13 protein-coding genes are annotated in these 14,365 nt (G+C 71.8%); 9 read left to right on the top strand and 4 right to left on the bottom strand.

The genetic code is table 11. From position 1 onward, the window contains the following. The first annotated feature begins 2 nt into the window (after positions 1 to 2). Genes HNR30_RS32370 through HNR30_RS32385 form a run of 4 tightly spaced genes read left to right on the top strand, consistent with a single transcriptional unit; the run spans position 3 to position 3,379 of the window. The gene (locus HNR30_RS32370; RefSeq protein WP_181613823.1) at positions 3 to 755 is read left to right on the top strand and encodes an endonuclease/exonuclease/phosphatase family protein; all 753 of its coding nucleotides are present in this window, start codon (positions 3 to 5) and stop codon (positions 753 to 755) included. Between the two features lie 48 nt (positions 756 to 803). Then, on the top strand, positions 804 to 1,376 hold the full coding sequence (gene pdxT / locus HNR30_RS32375) for a pyridoxal 5'-phosphate synthase glutaminase subunit PdxT (protein WP_181613824.1): 573 nt from the start codon (positions 804 to 806) through the stop codon (positions 1,374 to 1,376). Positions 1,377 to 1,379: 3 nt separating this feature from the next. Next, positions 1,380 to 2,165, top strand: a complete 786-nt coding sequence (locus HNR30_RS32380) for a YebC/PmpR family DNA-binding transcriptional regulator (RefSeq protein ID WP_181613825.1) — start codon at positions 1,380 to 1,382, stop codon at positions 2,163 to 2,165. A 53-nt stretch (positions 2,166 to 2,218) separates the two neighbouring features. Continuing rightward, positions 2,219 to 3,379 carry a GNAT family N-acetyltransferase gene (locus HNR30_RS32385; protein WP_181613826.1) on the top strand — a complete coding sequence of 387 codons (1,161 nt, stop codon included), beginning with the start codon at positions 2,219 to 2,221 and terminating at the stop codon, positions 3,377 to 3,379. Here HNR30_RS32385 and HNR30_RS32390 read toward each other — a convergent pair. The 4 genes from HNR30_RS32390 to HNR30_RS32405 form a co-directional block, all read right to left on the bottom strand. Next, positions 3,376 to 4,896, bottom strand: coding sequence for an N-acyl-D-amino-acid deacylase family protein (locus tag HNR30_RS32390; RefSeq protein ID WP_181613965.1), 1,521 nt, complete (start codon positions 4,894 to 4,896; stop codon positions 3,376 to 3,378). The two genes, HNR30_RS32385 and HNR30_RS32390, sit on opposite strands and share 4 nt — an antisense overlap. A 20-nt stretch (positions 4,897 to 4,916) precedes the next feature. Beyond that, complete coding sequence (locus HNR30_RS32395) at positions 4,917 to 6,338, bottom strand: Na+/H+ antiporter NhaC family protein (protein WP_181613827.1); 1,422 nt, start codon at positions 6,336 to 6,338, stop codon at positions 4,917 to 4,919. Beyond that, positions 6,338 to 7,642, bottom strand: a complete 1,305-nt coding sequence (locus HNR30_RS32400; RefSeq protein WP_312894794.1) for a type III PLP-dependent enzyme domain-containing protein — start codon at positions 7,640 to 7,642, stop codon at positions 6,338 to 6,340. Before HNR30_RS32400 ends, HNR30_RS32395 begins: the two co-directional genes overlap by 1 nt. 99 nt (positions 7,643 to 7,741) lie before the next feature. Next, positions 7,742 to 9,337, bottom strand: a complete 1,596-nt coding sequence (locus HNR30_RS32405; protein WP_246379622.1) for a helix-turn-helix domain-containing protein — start codon at positions 9,335 to 9,337, stop codon at positions 7,742 to 7,744. Between the two features lie 357 nt (positions 9,338 to 9,694). On the opposite strand from HNR30_RS32405, the gene ruvC reads away from it, so the two are divergent. From ruvC to secD, 5 genes are all read left to right on the top strand, one after another. After that, positions 9,695 to 10,222 (top strand): crossover junction endodeoxyribonuclease RuvC, encoded by a 528-nt coding sequence (gene ruvC / locus HNR30_RS32410; protein WP_181613830.1) that lies wholly within the window; start codon positions 9,695 to 9,697, stop codon positions 10,220 to 10,222. After that, entirely contained in the window at positions 10,219 to 10,839 is a 621-nt protein-coding gene (ruvA, locus tag HNR30_RS32415) for a Holliday junction branch migration protein RuvA (protein WP_181613831.1), read from the top strand. The genes ruvC and ruvA overlap by 4 nt, the downstream gene beginning before the upstream one ends. Positions 10,840 to 10,926: 87 nt before the next feature. Beyond that, complete coding sequence (gene ruvB, locus HNR30_RS32420; RefSeq protein WP_181613832.1) at positions 10,927 to 11,967, top strand: Holliday junction branch migration DNA helicase RuvB; 1,041 nt, start codon at positions 10,927 to 10,929, stop codon at positions 11,965 to 11,967. Positions 11,968 to 12,191: 224 nt separating this feature from the next. After that, positions 12,192 to 12,557: a preprotein translocase subunit YajC gene (gene yajC, locus HNR30_RS32425; protein ID WP_246379624.1), complete on the top strand. Its 366-nt coding sequence runs from the start codon at positions 12,192 to 12,194 to the stop codon at positions 12,555 to 12,557. 115 nt (positions 12,558 to 12,672) lie between these two features. After that, positions 12,673 to 14,364 carry a protein translocase subunit SecD gene (gene secD, locus HNR30_RS32430; protein ID WP_181613834.1) on the top strand — a complete coding sequence of 564 codons (1,692 nt, stop codon included), beginning with the start codon at positions 12,673 to 12,675 and terminating at the stop codon, positions 14,362 to 14,364. Position 14,365 lies beyond the last annotated feature (1 nt).

Genomic DNA, 14,365 nt, shown 5'->3' on the forward strand with positions numbered 1-14,365 from the left:
ACATGATCCCCGCGTTGGCGAGCCTGCTCCTGGCGCTCACCCCCCAGCCCGTCTCCGTCATGACCTGGAACATCTGCGGAGGAACCAACGGCGACTGCCCGCTGTACAGAGCGGGCGTGTACGAACAGGCCTGGACGATCGCCCACCACGCCGAAGGACAGGACCTGATCTTCCTCCAGGAGTTCTGCACCGGCGCCGCCGAGCCGCTGGAGGAGGCGCTGCGGGAACGCAGCGGGCGCACCTGGACCGTGAAGGCCTGGGCGATGACCTACGCCGACGGCCGGCCCCACGCCTGCCACCCCGACTACCAGGGCCGGGCCAGGGGAGTGCAGGGCATCGCGGTCGCCGTGGCCGATCACGAGGCGAGCTTCCGCGTGCACCACCTGCCCTCGCCGCCGTGGTACGTCAAGCGTGCCGTTCTGTGCGCCACCGTGCCGGCCGTCAAGCTGCACGCCTGCGGCACGCACCTGTCGTCCGGCATGGCGGGCGACGACCACCAGCCGGGCAGGCCGTACCGGGTGAAACAGCTCGAACGGTTCCGCGAGGTGGCCGTCAAGCCGGGCCACCGCAACGTGTTCGGCGGCGACCTCAACCTCCAGGGTGTCCAGGCCGCCGGGTTCCGGCGCTGCCACGGCGTCACCTTCAAGGACCGGAAGATCGACTACCTGTTCGCCGGGAGCATGCGCTCCTGCCGCGTCGGGCCGCGTCAGGCACCCTCGGACCACCGGCCGCTGTACCTGAAGGAAGAGCGCTGACTCGCGTGGTGTTGAATCGGGTGAACCCATTCGACGGAAGGACGACGCGTGCCCACGATCGGTGTGCTGGCGCTCCAGGGCGACGTGCGCGAGCACGCGCACGCACTGGAGGCCGCGGGAGCCACGGCGGTAGCCGTACGCAGGCCGGGCGAGCTCGAGACGGTCGACGCGCTGGTGATCCCCGGCGGCGAGTCCACGACCATGTGGAAGCTGGCCCACACCTTCGAGATGCTCGAACCGCTGCGGCTGCGCGTCAAGAACGGCATGCCCGCCTACGGCTCCTGCGCCGGCATGATCATGCTGGCCGACCGCATCGAGGACGGCATCGCGGGACAGCAGACGCTCGGCGGCATCGACATGACCGTGCGCCGTAACGCCTTCGGGCGGCAGGTCGACTCCTTCGAGGAGGACCTGACCTTCGCCGGGCGGGCGATCCGCGCGGTGTTCATCAGGGCGCCCTGGGTGGAATCGGTCGGGCCCGATGTCGAGGTGCTGGCCTCGACTGGCGATAGGATCGTCGCGGTCCGGCAAGGACCGCTGCTCGCGACATCGTTCCACCCCGAGCTGACGGGTGACACGCGCGTGCATGAATACTTCGTAAACCTGGTGAGGGAGCTGTAAGTCATGTCCGGCCACTCCAAATGGGCGACGACGAAGCACAAGAAGGCTGCGCTCGACGCCAAGCGTGGCAAGCTGTTCGCCAAGCTGATCAAGAACATCGAAGTGGCAGCACGGACCGGCGGCCCTGACCCGGATGCCAACCCGACGCTGTTCGACGCCATCTACAAGGCCAAGAAGAGCTCGGTCCCGATCGACAACATCGAGCGTGCCCGCAAGCGCGGCGGCGGCCTGGAGACCGGCGGCGCCGACTGGCAGACGATCATGTACGAAGGCTACGGACCCAACGGCGTCGCGGTGCTCATCGAGTGCCTCACCGACAACCGCAACCGCGCCGCCTCCGAGGTACGCGTCGCGCTGACCCGCAACGGCGGCTCGCTCGCCGACCCGGGCTCGGTGGCCTACATGTTCAACCGCAAGGGCGTCGTCCTGGTGCCCAAGGAGGTCGTGACCGACGCCAAGAAGGGCACCACGGTCGCCTACAGCGAGGACCAGATCCTCGACGCCGTCCTGGAGGCCGGCGCCGAGGAGGTCAACGACCTGGGCGAGTCCTTCGAGGTCGTCTCCGAGGCCGGCGACCTGGTGCCGGTGCGCAAGGCCCTGCAGGAGGCCGGCATCGACTACGACTCGGCCGAGTCGTCGTTCATGGCCACCATGAACGTTCCGCTCGACGAGGACGGCGCGCGCAAGATCTTCCGCCTCATCGACGCCCTCGAAGACTCAGACGACGTGCAGAACGTCTACGCCAACTTCGACGTGAGCGACGAGGTCATGGAGAAGATCGACGCCTGATCGCGGGATATCGGTTGGTGGGGCGCGAGCGCCGCTGGCTAGATTCTCCCTTCATGGAGATTCGCGACCTCACCACCGATGACCTCGACCAGGTGCTCGACGCCCGCAGGCGCAGTTTCGGCCCGCTCGGCGCGGCCGACGCCGAGCGGTGGCGCGCGCTGGTCGCCCCCACGCTGCCCGAGGGGCGTTACCTCGGAGCCTTCCTCGGCGGCAGGCTGGCCGCCAGCGCCCGCCTGCGCAGGCTCACCCAGTGGTGGCACGGCAGGCCGCAGGCGCTGGCCGGTGTCGCCGGCGTCATCGTCAACCCCGAGTTCCGCGGTCGCGGCGTGGGCACCGCCATCATGGGCGCCCTGCTCGAGCGCGCCGTCGAACAGGGATCGGCCATGTCGAGCCTGTATCCCGCGACCACGCCGATCTACCGCTCACTCGGCTACGAGCACACGGGCACGCTCAACCGCGTCACGCTGCCCGCGGAGGCGCTGCGGGCCATCAGGCCCTCGTCCGAGGTCACGTTGCGCCGCATGACCCCCGCCGACGCCCCCGAGGTGATCGAGCTGCTCGGCCGCCTCCACGGAGCCGCACGCTCCAGCGGGCCCACCTCCTGGGAGGAGCGCACCTGGCGGCGCTGGCTCGGGGAGGAGGACGACTTCCTCTACATGGCCGACGACGGGTTCGCCGTCTACCGGTGGGACAAGGGCGACCTCGAGGTCGACGGCGTTCACGCCGGCTCCGCCGAGACCGCGCGCACGTTGTGGTCGCTGATCGGCAGCGGCTCCTCGGTCGCCAAGAACGTCACCGCCAACGTCGCGCCCGACGACCCGGTCTTCTGGCTGACCCGCGAGCGCACCAGGGAGCAGATCACCGCCATCCGCTGGATGGGCCGCGTCCTCGACGTGCAGGGGGCGATCGAACGGCGCGGCTATCCGTCCGGCCTGTCCCTGTCGGCCGTGGTGACGGTGGACGACACGCTCATGGCGGGCAACTCCGGCACCTGGCGGATCGACGTCTCCGGCGGTTCCGGCACGGCCACGTCCACGGGCCCGACGATCGAGGGATCCGGCGCCCGCCTGGGCATCGGGGCGCTGACCGCCCTCTACTCCGGGGTGCCCGCCGCCACGCTGCGCCGCGCCGGGCTGATGGCGGGCGACGACGAGCACGACGAGGCGCTCGACACGATCTTCGCCGCCACGCCGTACTCCCTGGACTACTTCTAGGCCGCCCTCCCGCGCAGCACCCTGCCCGGCCTGGCGCCGGTGATCTCGCCGCCGAGCAGGACCGCCCGCCCGGCCACGAACACGTCGCGCACCCCCGCCGCGTAGTGCCACGGGTCGGCGTAGGTGGCCAGGTCCTCGACCCGCTCGGGATCGAACACGACCACGTCGGCCACCCGGCCGGGCGCGAGGGTGCCGCGCTCGGTCATCGCCAGCCGGGAGGCCGGCAGCGAGGTCATCTTCCGCACCGACTCGGCCAGGTCCAGCAGGCCGCGCTCGCGCGTGTAGTGGCCCAGGACGCGGGCGAAGGTGCCGAAGCTGCGCGGGTGCGGGTGTCCCTCGCCCGGCGCGCGCAGCACCCAGCCGTCGCTGGCCACCGCGCTGGAAGGGTGGCGCAGTACCAGGTCGACGTCGTCCTCGGCCATCGCGTGGTTGACGATGCTCACCGAGGCTTCGTGCGCGGCCAGCACCTCCAGCACGGCCTCGGCGGGCTCCACGCCCAGGTCCTTGGCGACGGACGCGATGGAGTCGCCCACCCGGTCGGCGAAACGGCCAGGGCCGAGGGAGGCGATGATCACGCCCTCGGGCAGGAACGTGCGTCCCACGGCGGGACGCAGATCCTCCAGGATGCGCTCGCGTGCCTCGGGGTCGGCCAGGCGCTCCAGCAGGGCCGGGGTGCCGCCGTCGAGCGCCCAGCCGGGCAGGCGCGAGGTCAGCGTGGTGGAGGAGGCCGTGTACGGATAGACGTCGCAGGCCACGTCGAGCCCGCCCGCGACGGCCGACTCCAGCATCTCCAGCGCGGCGGCGACCTTGCCGTGGTTGGCCGGGCCCATCGCCTTCAGATGGGAGATCTGCAGCCGCACCCCCGACGCCCTGGCCACGCCGATCGCCTCGCCGACGGCCTCGATCAGGCGGTCGCCCTCGTCGCGCATGTGGGTGGCGTAGAGCAGGCCGTGCGACGCCGCCTCGGTGGCCAGGGCCTCGATCTCGGCGGTGTCGGCGAACGAGCCAGGAGCGTAGATCAGGCCCGTCGTCAGGCCGAACGCGCCCTGCCCGGCCGCCACGGCCAGCAGGCGGCGCATCTCGGCGAGCTCCTCCGGCGTGGCCTGGCGCTGCTCCTGCCCGAGCACCGCCGCGCGCAGGGCGCCATGGCCGACCAGGGGAGCGACGTTGACGGCCGGACGGGCGGCCTCGACGGAGTCGGCGAAGAAGCCGAGATCGACGCCGAACGCCGGGGCGGGGAACGTCGACAGGCCGCAGTTGCCGGTGACGAGCGTCGTGACGCCCTGCCGTACGCACGCCTCCGCGTCCGGCTGGCCGGTCAGCGTGAAGTCGGCGTGGGAGTGCAGGTCGACGAAGCCGGGCGCGACGACCAGTCCCGACGCGTCGATCACGTGCCCGGCCGACGCCCCCTCGCCGATGTGCGCCACCCGCCCGTCGCGCAGCAGGACGTCGGCGACGCGCGGCGCAGCGCCGCTGCCGTCGACCAGCGTGCCGCCGCTGATCAGAACCTCGTCCATGGCCGCGACCACCTCCGCTTTCACAACAACACCACCAGAAGCACCGTGTACAGCAGACACGCGGGGATCAGCAGCGCCCAGCCCGCACCGAGCAGGTACGGCAGGCGCGAGGACCTGGCCAGGCCCATCACGCCGACCATGTTGGCGTTGGGCAGCGGGCCGTAGGTGTCGGCCTTGGAGGCCCACAGCAGGATGACCACCCAGGCGGCGGGTGTGACGCCCAGGCTGTCGCCGAGCGGGCCGAACACCTCGCCGATGAGCACCACCTGCGCGGCCGTCGCGCCCGGCACGCCCACCCAGCCCAGCGCGGCCACCGCCAGCGCGAAAGGCAGGGGCGACATGCCGCCCAGCGCCGGGCCGAACGTCTCCAGGACCACGTCGTACGGCTTGAGCAGCTCGATGAAGGCGAACAGCGCCGCCAGCATCCAGAACAGCGCCAGCATCGGCAGCATGCGGCGCACACCCGCCCACGCCGCCCGCAGGACCACGCCAGGCGCCACCCGGGCGGCCAGCGCGGTCACCACCGCCATGAGCGGCAGCGCGACCAGCGGGAAGGTCGTGCCCGCCCTGGTCGCCGTGGCGTACACCACCGTCGCCACGAGGGTGATGGCGAAGGCCCAGGTGGCCCTCACGGCCCCCGGAGCGGGCTCCCCGCCCTCATCCTCCACCGCGGCGTCCGAAGGCTCGTAGAGGTCGTCGCGGGCCTCGCTGCGCCGCTGCACCCAGGGCACCACGACGGCCATCAGCGCCAGCGACAACAACGCCAGCGGTCCCGCGCCCACAGCGACGTAGGCCGGGTAGCCGACCCCGGCCACGTCCATGATCGCCACGTTGGAGCCCGCGAACGGAGCCAGCGCCAGTCCCGCGCAGCCGCCGAGGAACATCGTGACCGCCGTGGCCGAGCGCGTGAAACCGGCGCGCGCCGCCAGCGGGATCAGCAGCGGCGCGGCGATGGCCAGCGCCCCTGCCAGGGTTCCCAGGCTGAACACCAGCACCAGGCAGGCCAGCGCGATCGCGTACATGAGAGCCGTACGGCCCCGCCCGCCCGCCAGGCGCAGGATGCCGCGGACCATGGCGTCGGCCACCCCGGTCACGCGCAGCACCTCGCCCGCGGCCGAGCCGAGCACGATGATCAGGCCGATGACGGTGACCGGATCCGTCACCGAGGCGGCCAGCGTCGACGCGATGTCACCCACCGGCGGCAAGGCCACCAGCACCGCGCTGACCAGGGCGATCGCGGTGACCACGACCAGGTTCATCCCGGTCAGCGACAACACCGCGTACAAGGCGATGGGCAGCAGGCCCCACACCGTGGGCGCCGCCGTCATCAGGCCCGCGACCAGGCTCGCGACGAGCGCGAGCGCCGCGGGCACCCACTGACGGGCGGGGACCGCCCTCGTGCCGCGCTCCCGGTCGCGCTCCTGGGCCTCCCGCGTCGCCATCACGCCACCCCGGCCAGCGCCGCCGCGTGCGCCAGGCCGCTCATCGCGGCGATCTCGTCGAGCGTCTGCGCCTGCCGTACGGTCACCAGCCGGACCTCGTCACCCTCGCCCGCGAAGCCGTACACCGCCGGGTACGGCAGGCTGTTGTAGGCCCAGGGGGTGGAGAAGTAGTAGGCGCCGGTGTCGTGGAGCACCACGATGTCGCCCTCCTCCAGCTCAGGCAGCTCGCGGGCGTGCGCCACCACGTCACCGGCGAAGCAGCACGGGCCCGCCACGTCCTGCTCCAGGAGCGGGCCCCGCTTGACCCTGCCCTTGGCGTCGAAGGCGCCGACGCGCAGCGGCCACGACCCGGGCATCAGCACAGTACGCGTGGCGACCTGGGCGCCCGCGTGGGTGATCGCTATCCGGCGGCCTCCCGCGTCCTTGGTGTACTCCACGAGGGCGGCGATGAAGCCGTTCTTGGCCAGCAGGGAGCGCCCGAACTCGGTGACCAGCGCGTACCTGCCGTCGAACAGGCCGGGCACGGCGGCACGCAACGTGGCGACGTAGTCGTCGAACGTCGGCGTCTCCTCGTCGGAGGCGAAGTTCACCGGCAGGCCGCCGCCGATGTCGAGACCGGTCACCTGGCGCCTGCCGAGCCGCTGGTTGATCTCCTCGGCCAGCTCGTACGTCTCGGCGATGCCCGCGGCGATCAGCTCCAGAGGGCAGCCCTGCGAGCCGACGTGCGCGTGCAGCCTGGTCAGCCACGGGTGGCGGGCGAACGCCGCGACCACCGCCTCGCGCGCGCCCGGGTCGCGCAGGGCCACGCCGAACTTGGAGGTCGCGGTCGCGGTGCTCATCGCGCCGATGGAACCCGTTCCCACCTGCGGGTTGACCCGCAGCCCGACGACCGAGGCGCTCTCCTCGGGGCGCAGGGCGTCGATGCGGCGCAGCTCGTCGAGGTTGTCGGCGTTGACCGCGACGCCGAGCTCCAGGGCCAGGGCCAGCTCGTGGCGGGTCTTGGCGGGGGAGTCGAACACGATCGTCGCCGGGTCGAATCCCGCGTCGAGGGCGATGCGCAGCTCGCCGGGGCTGGCCACCTCGCAGCCCATGCCGCTGCCGGCCAGCAGGCGCAGCACCGGCACCAGCGAGGCGGCCTTGGCGGCGAAGGTGTGCAGCACGCCGGGGCCGAAGGCGGCGTGCAGGCGTTCCACGGAGGCGCGCACACCGGCCACGTCGAGGAAACCGGCCACGGGCTGTCCGGGGGAGAGCGCTCCGGTGTCCACGGCGCGGCGGACGACGTCGGCGACCCTGCTCTCAATCACGTCAAGGCTCCCAAGGGGGAAGAGGTTTCGGAGAACCGCATAACGAGATTCGGGCATAACAGGCCGGGAAGTCTTCGTCCGCAGGGCCAAGGAGCCTGATCAGGATTGGCCGGTGGGCCAAAGGCCGTCCACCAGGCGGACAGCCAGGGCGACCAGGAGCCTGGTGTCGGGGTCGTCGAGGTCCACGCCGAAACGTTCCCTGCTGCGCCTCAGGCGGTAGCGCAGGGTGTTCGGGTGCAGCACGAGACGTTTGGCGGCCCGGGGGACGTCACCGGACTCCTCCAGGTAGACCGCGATCGAGCGCACCAGCTCGCCGCCCGCGGCCAGATCGGTCCTGACGAGGTCGTGGACGGGACCGCCGCCGAGCTCCCACACCGGCCGCACGACGTCCAGGACACGCAGCACGGCCACGGCGGGCGCCACCTCGCCCACCAGCGCCCTCCGGCCCTCCGCGCCGCCCTGCGGGGCACGCGCGGCCCGGTCGCGCAGGACACGCACCACCAGCCCGGCCTCCTCGCGCGACTCCGGCGCCCGCAGCGGCGACGACACCACCCCGCCACCGCCCACCCACACAGGACCTGCGCCCGGCATCGAAGCCGCCAGCAGGTCCAGCTCACGCATCAGCGCGGGCACCTCCTGCTCCTCACCCTCGCCGACCGGCAGCAGCACCGTCACCCGCCCCGGCTCACGCAACACCCGCGCCGCCGTACGGAACGACGCCGCCTGCAACGCCACCGCCCCCATGACCCGATCGGCCGCCTGCCCCTCGGGGCCGTCGTGCTCGGCGACGACCACCGCGCACCTCATCCCCGGCGACAACCCCAGCGACCACGCGTGCGTGCTCACGTCGCCGTCCCCGCCCAGCAGCCCGCGCAGCGCGTGCTCCTCCCTGCGCCGCGCGCCGCTCTCCCGCAGCCTGTGCTGCAGCAGGTACGGCACCGCCACCTCGGCCGCCCTGGCCAGGGCGCTGGCGGCGTTCTCGCTCAGCGCCCGGCCGTCGGCCGCCGCCCAGATCGAGCCCAGCATCTCCCTGCCGCTCCGGATCGCGATGATGAGCCGCTCCGGCGTGCCGCCGTCGGCCGGGCGATGGATCACCTCGCCCGACGACCACAACGTGCGCAGAAGCCCGCTGCGCCGCAGCTCCTCCACCCGCCAGTCGGGCACCCGGCCGCCCAGGATCGTCTCCCGCCGCAGGTCGTCGGCGTCCGGACCCGTCGCCGAATGGGCGATCACGCGGAACTGGGTGTCCTCGATCGTGATCGAGCCGCCGGTGAACTCCGCCACCACTGACGCCAGCGCCGCCAGGCCGCCACCCGCCGTCGCGTCAGCCATCCGATCGCCCCGCCCCGCCTCCGCGTAGGCCAGCGCGGAGCGCAGGAGCGTCGCCACGTCGTCCCAGTCGGCCCACTCGGCGCGGGCCAGCAGCGCCATGCCGTACTGGTCGGCCGTGCGCAGGGCCTCGTCGAGCCCGCTGTCGTCGGGCCTCACCACCACGGCGGCGGCATCACGTTCCGCGGCCTCCTCCACGGAGATGCCGATGCTCAGGACGACACGGTTCGTACACGGGCGGGCGGGGCCCTCGTCGCCGATGATCACGCCGTCGAAGCTGACGTCCTGGCCGGTGGGGGCCAGGAGCAGCCGCAGCACGCCGCCCTCGTCGAAGGCGAGCAGCTCACGCAGCGTGACCCATTTCATGCCGCCGAGCATAGGCGCGCCCGATGCGGGACCTCGCGCCCGACACCACCTGGCCCGACGCCGTTTGGCCCGTCGCGCCACCTGGCCCGACGCCGCCTGGCCGGACACCACCTGGCCGGACGCTGCCTGGCCGGACGCCGCCTGTCCCGTCGCGCCGCCTGGCCGGGAGTGGTGCTGGCCGAGAGCGGGCTGGCACGCAGCTGCCCGTGCCCGGGACACAGCGGGTATCTCCGTGCACAACCGCCCCCATCGCCTCCCGGGCCCGCCACGATCCCCCATCGTGCGTGCGCCGAGCCTCCGAGCCCGTTAGGCTGGCCTCCGCCGAACAAGTGTTCGGCGGACGGAGGGTGTGCGCGGGTGCGGGTGCTGGGAGTGGACCCCGGTCTGACGCGGTGCGGCGTCGGCTCGGTCGAAGGGCGGGCGGGCGCACCGCTGTCGCTGGTCGCCGTCGGGGTGGTGCGCACGTCCTCCGACGCCCCCCTGCCCGACCGGCTGGTAGCGCTCGAGCAGGGCCTGGAGCAGTGGCTCGACGAGGTGAGACCCGACATGGTCGCCGTCGAGCGGGTCTTCAGCCAGCACAACACGCAGACCGTCATCGCCACCGCCCAGGCCTCCGGCATCGCGGTGCTGTGCGCGGCGCGGCGGGGCCTGCCGGTGTCGCTGTACACCCCTTCCGAGGTCAAGGCCGCGATCAGCGGCAACGGCACGGCCGACAAGGCGCAGGTGGGCAGCATGGTCACCCGGGTGCTGCGGCTGAAGGAGATGCCGAAACCGGCCGACGCCGCCGACGCGCTCGCGCTGGCGATCTGCCACATCTGGCGCGGCGGCAACCAGCAACGGCTGGCCGATGCCGTCGCACGCGCGACAAGGGGGCGAGTGGTGTGATCGCGTCGGTGGCGGGCACGGTGGCCGCGATCGGTCCTGACGGGGCCGTCGTGGAGGTGGGCGGCGTGGGCGTGCTGGTGCACTGCACGCCCGGCACGCTCGCGGGCCTCCGGGTGGGCGAGCACGCCCGGCTGGCGACCTCGCTGGTGGTGCGGGAGGAGTCGCTGACGCTGTACGGCTTCGCGACGGAGGACGAGCGCACCGTCTTCGAGATGGTGCAGACGGCCAGCGGGGTGGGGCCGAAGCTGGCGTTGTCGATGCTGGCCGTCCACACGCCGAACACCCTGCGCGTGGCGGTGGCGTCGGCGGACCTCAAGGCGCTGACGATGATCCCCGGCATCGGCCAGAAGGGCGCGCAGCGCATCGTGCTGGAGCTCAAGGACAAGCTCGGCACGCCGGAGGAGGCGGTCAACGCGGCCATCAACGGCGCGGCGAGCCGCACGGTGTGGCGGGAGCAGGTGCACACCGGTCTGGTGGGGCTGGGATATTCGAGCAAGGACGCCGACGACGCGCTGGCGCTGGTGGAGCCGATGGCCGAGGCCGACGTGAAGGCCGGGCGCGAGCCCCAGGTGGCGGCGCTGCTGAAGGCCGCGCTGAGGGCGATGAGCATTCGATGACGGGCACGCGAACGACGACCGCGGCCGCGCCGAGCGTGGGTGGCGGGCGGGTGGTCCGTGGGCTCGCACGACGGGCGGAGGGCGGGCATGAGCTTCGACCGTGACCTGATCTCGGCCCAGGCCGACGACAACGACCTGCAGATCGAGGCGGCCCTGCGCCCCAAGTCGCTCGGCGAGTTCATCGGCCAGTCCCGCGTGCGCGAGCAGCTCTCGCTGGTCCTGCAGGGCGCCCTGAAGCGCGGCAAGGCCCCCGACCATGTGCTGATGAGCGGCTCGCCCGGCCTCGGCAAGACGACCCTCGCGATGATCATCGCCTACGAGCTCGGCGCCCCGCTGCGCATCACCAGCGGTCCCGCGCTGGAGCGCGCCGGTGACCTGGCCGCGATCCTGTCGACGCTCGCCGAGGGCGAGGTGCTGTTCATCGACGAGATCCACCGCATGGCCCGCCCCGCCGAGGAGATGCTGTACCTGGCGATGGAGGACTTCCGTGTCGACATCGTCGTGGGCAAGGGCCCGGGGGCGACGGCGATCCCGCTGGAGATCGCGCCGTTCACGCTGGTGGGCGCCACCACCAGGGCGGGCCTGCTGCCCGCGCCGCTGCGCGACCGTTTCGGCTTCACCGCCCACATGGACTTCTACGAGGTCGACGAGCTCGAACGGGTGCTCGCCCGCTCCTCTCGCCTGCTGGGCGTCGACCTGCCCGCCGACGGCGCGCACGAGATCGCGCGCAGGTCGCGGGGCACGCCCCGGATCGCCAACCGGCTGCTGCGCCGCGTGCGCGACTTCGCCGAGGTGCGAGCCGACGGGCTGATCACCCGCGACCTGGCCGCGGCGGCGCTGAACCTCTACGAGGTCGACGCCGAGGGCCTCGACCGGCTCGACAGGGCGGTGCTGGGCGCGTTGTTGCGGAAGTTCGGCGGCGGCCCGGTGGGCCTGTCGACGCTGGCGGTCGCGGTGGGAGAGGAGCCGGAGACGGTCGAGGTGGTGGCCGAGCCGTTCCTCGTACGGCAGGGCCTGGTCGCCAGGACGCCCCGCGGGCGGGTGGCGACGGCCGGGGCCTGGCTTCACCTGGGCATGACCCCGCCGCCGGACGTTTTCGGAGCGGCTCATCCCGACTCCGACGGGTAATCACAAAACGGTTGCAACGTTGCGAATTGGGAACTTCCCCGCGCGCCGAACCGCTGGTTCGTTGCCGCGTTTCACGACAAGCGCCTACACTCCGTGGCTTGGCTGCCTGTGTAGGCTGACGGGCTGAGCGGCGTGCTAGCAGCGCGGCAAGCGGAATTTCCGGCGTCAAGCCGGTGTCAACATCTTGTACAGAAGATGGAAGGTGCCTGATGCAAGGCAGCGGTATGTCGACCATCATCATGCTGGTCCTGATGGTCGTGGCGTTCTATTTCCTGCTCATCCGCCCGCAGAAGAAGCGGCAGCAGGAAGCCGTCAAGATGCAGAACTCCCTGGCTCCCGGGACTCGCATCATGACCACGACCGGCCTGTTCGCCACCGTGGTCGCGATCGACCACGAGGACGTCATCCTGGAGATCGCTCCGGGTGTCGAGACGCGCTGGGTCAAGGCGGCCATCGGCCGTGTCGTCACTCCTGTCGACGCCCCCGTCGACAGCACCGATGAGGTGGACGACGACGTGAAGGCCACCGTCGACGGCGACGTTCCCGTCAAGAACGACACCGACCAGGATCAGAGCACTCCCAAGTCCTGACTAGGCTCAGCACAAACCCCTACCCGAAAGAACAGACGATCCAGTGGCCCGACCGACCAGCCGCCAGAGCAAACCGGGCGTTACGCTCCTGGTACTCCTGGCAATCATTCTCGCCATGGGCGGGGCGATGGCGCTGTACAAGGCGTGGACGCCCAAGCTCGCCCTGGACCTCGCCGGCGGCACGACGGTGACGCTGACACCTGTCACCCTCGACAACAAGGCGCCCACGCAGGAGGCCCTCGACCAGGCCGTCAACATCCTGCGCAACCGGGTGAACGGCAGCGGCCTGTCCGACGCCGAGGTCGCCAGGACCGGCGACAACATCATCATCTCGGTGCCCGGCGCAGGGCAGAAGGAAACCGTCGAGAAGGTCGGTAAGACCGCGGAGCTGCGCTTCCGTCAGGTCATCGCCATGGAGGTCCCGGCGGTGCCGGAGGCCATGCAGACCGAGGCGCCGGTGCCGAGCGGTTCGCCGTCGGCCTCCCCCTCCGGCTCCCCGCAGCCGTCGCAGAGTGTCCAGCCGTCGCAGAGCGCCGCGCCGAAGGCTTCGGCCAGCGCCTCTCCCACGGGCAAGGCGGTCTCCTCGGCGCTGACGACCACGTCGCCGTCGCCGTCGCCGTCGCCTTCCGCGTCGCCGAGCGCCTCGCCGAAGGCGAGCGCGAACGCGACCCCGAGCGCCCAGCCGTCGCAGCAGCCCCAGCAGGGCCAGATGGTCGGCAGCCTCGAGGGTGTCCCGGCCGACGTGCTGAAGCAGTTCCAGGCGCTCGACTGCGCCGACCCCGCCAAGAACGGCCAGGGTGTCCAGGACGACCCGAACAAGATGTTCGCCACCTGTGACAAGGACGGCGTGAAGTACGTCCTCGACACCGCCAAGGTCGTCGGCACCGACATCGACACGGCGTCGGCCGGCATGCCGCAGGGCCGCACCGAGTGGATCGTCCAGCTTTCGTTCAAGGGCAAGGGCCCGGCCGAGTGGAGCAAGCTCACCACCAAGGCCTACAACTCCCAGCAGCCGCAGAACCAGGTCGCCGTCGTCCTCGACGGCCAGGTGATCACCGCGCCGCAGATCATCAACCCGATCCCCGGCGGTCAGGCCGAGATCACCGGCGGCTTCACCCAGGCGAGCGCCACCGAGCTGGCCGACCAGCTCAAGTACGGCTCGCTGCCGCTGAAGTTCAACCTGAGCTCCGCGGTCACCGTCTCCTCGACGCTCGGCGCCGACCAGCTCGAGGGCGGCATCATCTCCGGCCTCATCGGCCTGGCCCTCGTGGTCGTCTACTGTCTGCTGTACTACCGGGGCCTGGGCATCGTCGCGGTGCTGAGCCTCGTGGTCGCCTCGATCGTCACCTACCAGGCCGTCGTGATCCTCGGCGCGGGCGTGAACTTCCGCCTGTCGCTGCCGCACATCATCGGTCTGATCGTGTCGATCGGCATCACCGCCGACTCGTTCATCGTCTACTTCGAACGAATCCGCGACGAGATGAAGGAGGGCAGGCGCACCCTGCGCGCCGCCGTCGAGGTGGCCTGGGTGCGTGCCCGGCGCACGATCCTGATCGCCGACGCGGTCATGTTCATCTGCGCCGTTGTCCTGTACTTCCTGGCCGTCGGCGGTGTGGCCGGCTTCGCGTTCGCGATGGGCCTGACCACGCTCATCGACATCGTCGTGGTCTTCCTGTTCACCAAGCCTCTCATCGCCCTGCTGGCCAGGTTGAAGTTCTTCGCCAAGGGGCACAAGCTCTCCGGGCTCGACGCCGAGCGCATGGCGGCCGACCTGCCCAAGGCCACGACCACCCCGCAGGAGGCCTGAG

Origin of the sequence: Nonomuraea soli, assembly GCF_013761175.1 — a bacterium.
GTDB lineage: Bacteria > Actinomycetota > Actinomycetes > Streptosporangiales > Streptosporangiaceae > Nonomuraea > Nonomuraea soli.

Excerpts from the sequence above, each read along its gene's own strand:
- HNR30_RS32370 (WP_181613823.1), top strand. The coding sequence starts at position 3 with ATGATCCCCGCGTTGGCGAGCCTGCTCCTGGCGCTCACCCCCCAGCCC.
- HNR30_RS32380 (WP_181613825.1), top strand. The coding sequence starts at position 1,380 with ATGTCCGGCCACTCCAAATGGGCGACGACGAAGCACAAGAAGGCTGCG.
- HNR30_RS32385 (WP_181613826.1), top strand. The coding sequence starts at position 2,219 with ATGGAGATTCGCGACCTCACCACCGATGACCTCGACCAGGTGCTCGAC.
- HNR30_RS32390 (WP_181613965.1), bottom strand. The coding sequence starts at position 4,896 with ATGGACGAGGTTCTGATCAGCGGCGGCACGCTGGTCGACGGCAGCGGC.
- HNR30_RS32395 (WP_181613827.1), bottom strand. The coding sequence starts at position 6,338 with ATGGCGACGCGGGAGGCCCAGGAGCGCGACCGGGAGCGCGGCACGAGG.
- HNR30_RS32405 (WP_246379622.1), bottom strand. The coding sequence starts at position 9,337 with ATGAAATGGGTCACGCTGCGTGAGCTGCTCGCCTTCGACGAGGGCGGC.
- ruvB (WP_181613832.1), top strand. The coding sequence starts at position 10,927 with ATGAGCTTCGACCGTGACCTGATCTCGGCCCAGGCCGACGACAACGAC.
- yajC (WP_246379624.1), top strand. The coding sequence starts at position 12,192 with ATGTCGACCATCATCATGCTGGTCCTGATGGTCGTGGCGTTCTATTTC.
- secD (WP_181613834.1), top strand. The coding sequence starts at position 12,673 with ATGGGCGGGGCGATGGCGCTGTACAAGGCGTGGACGCCCAAGCTCGCC.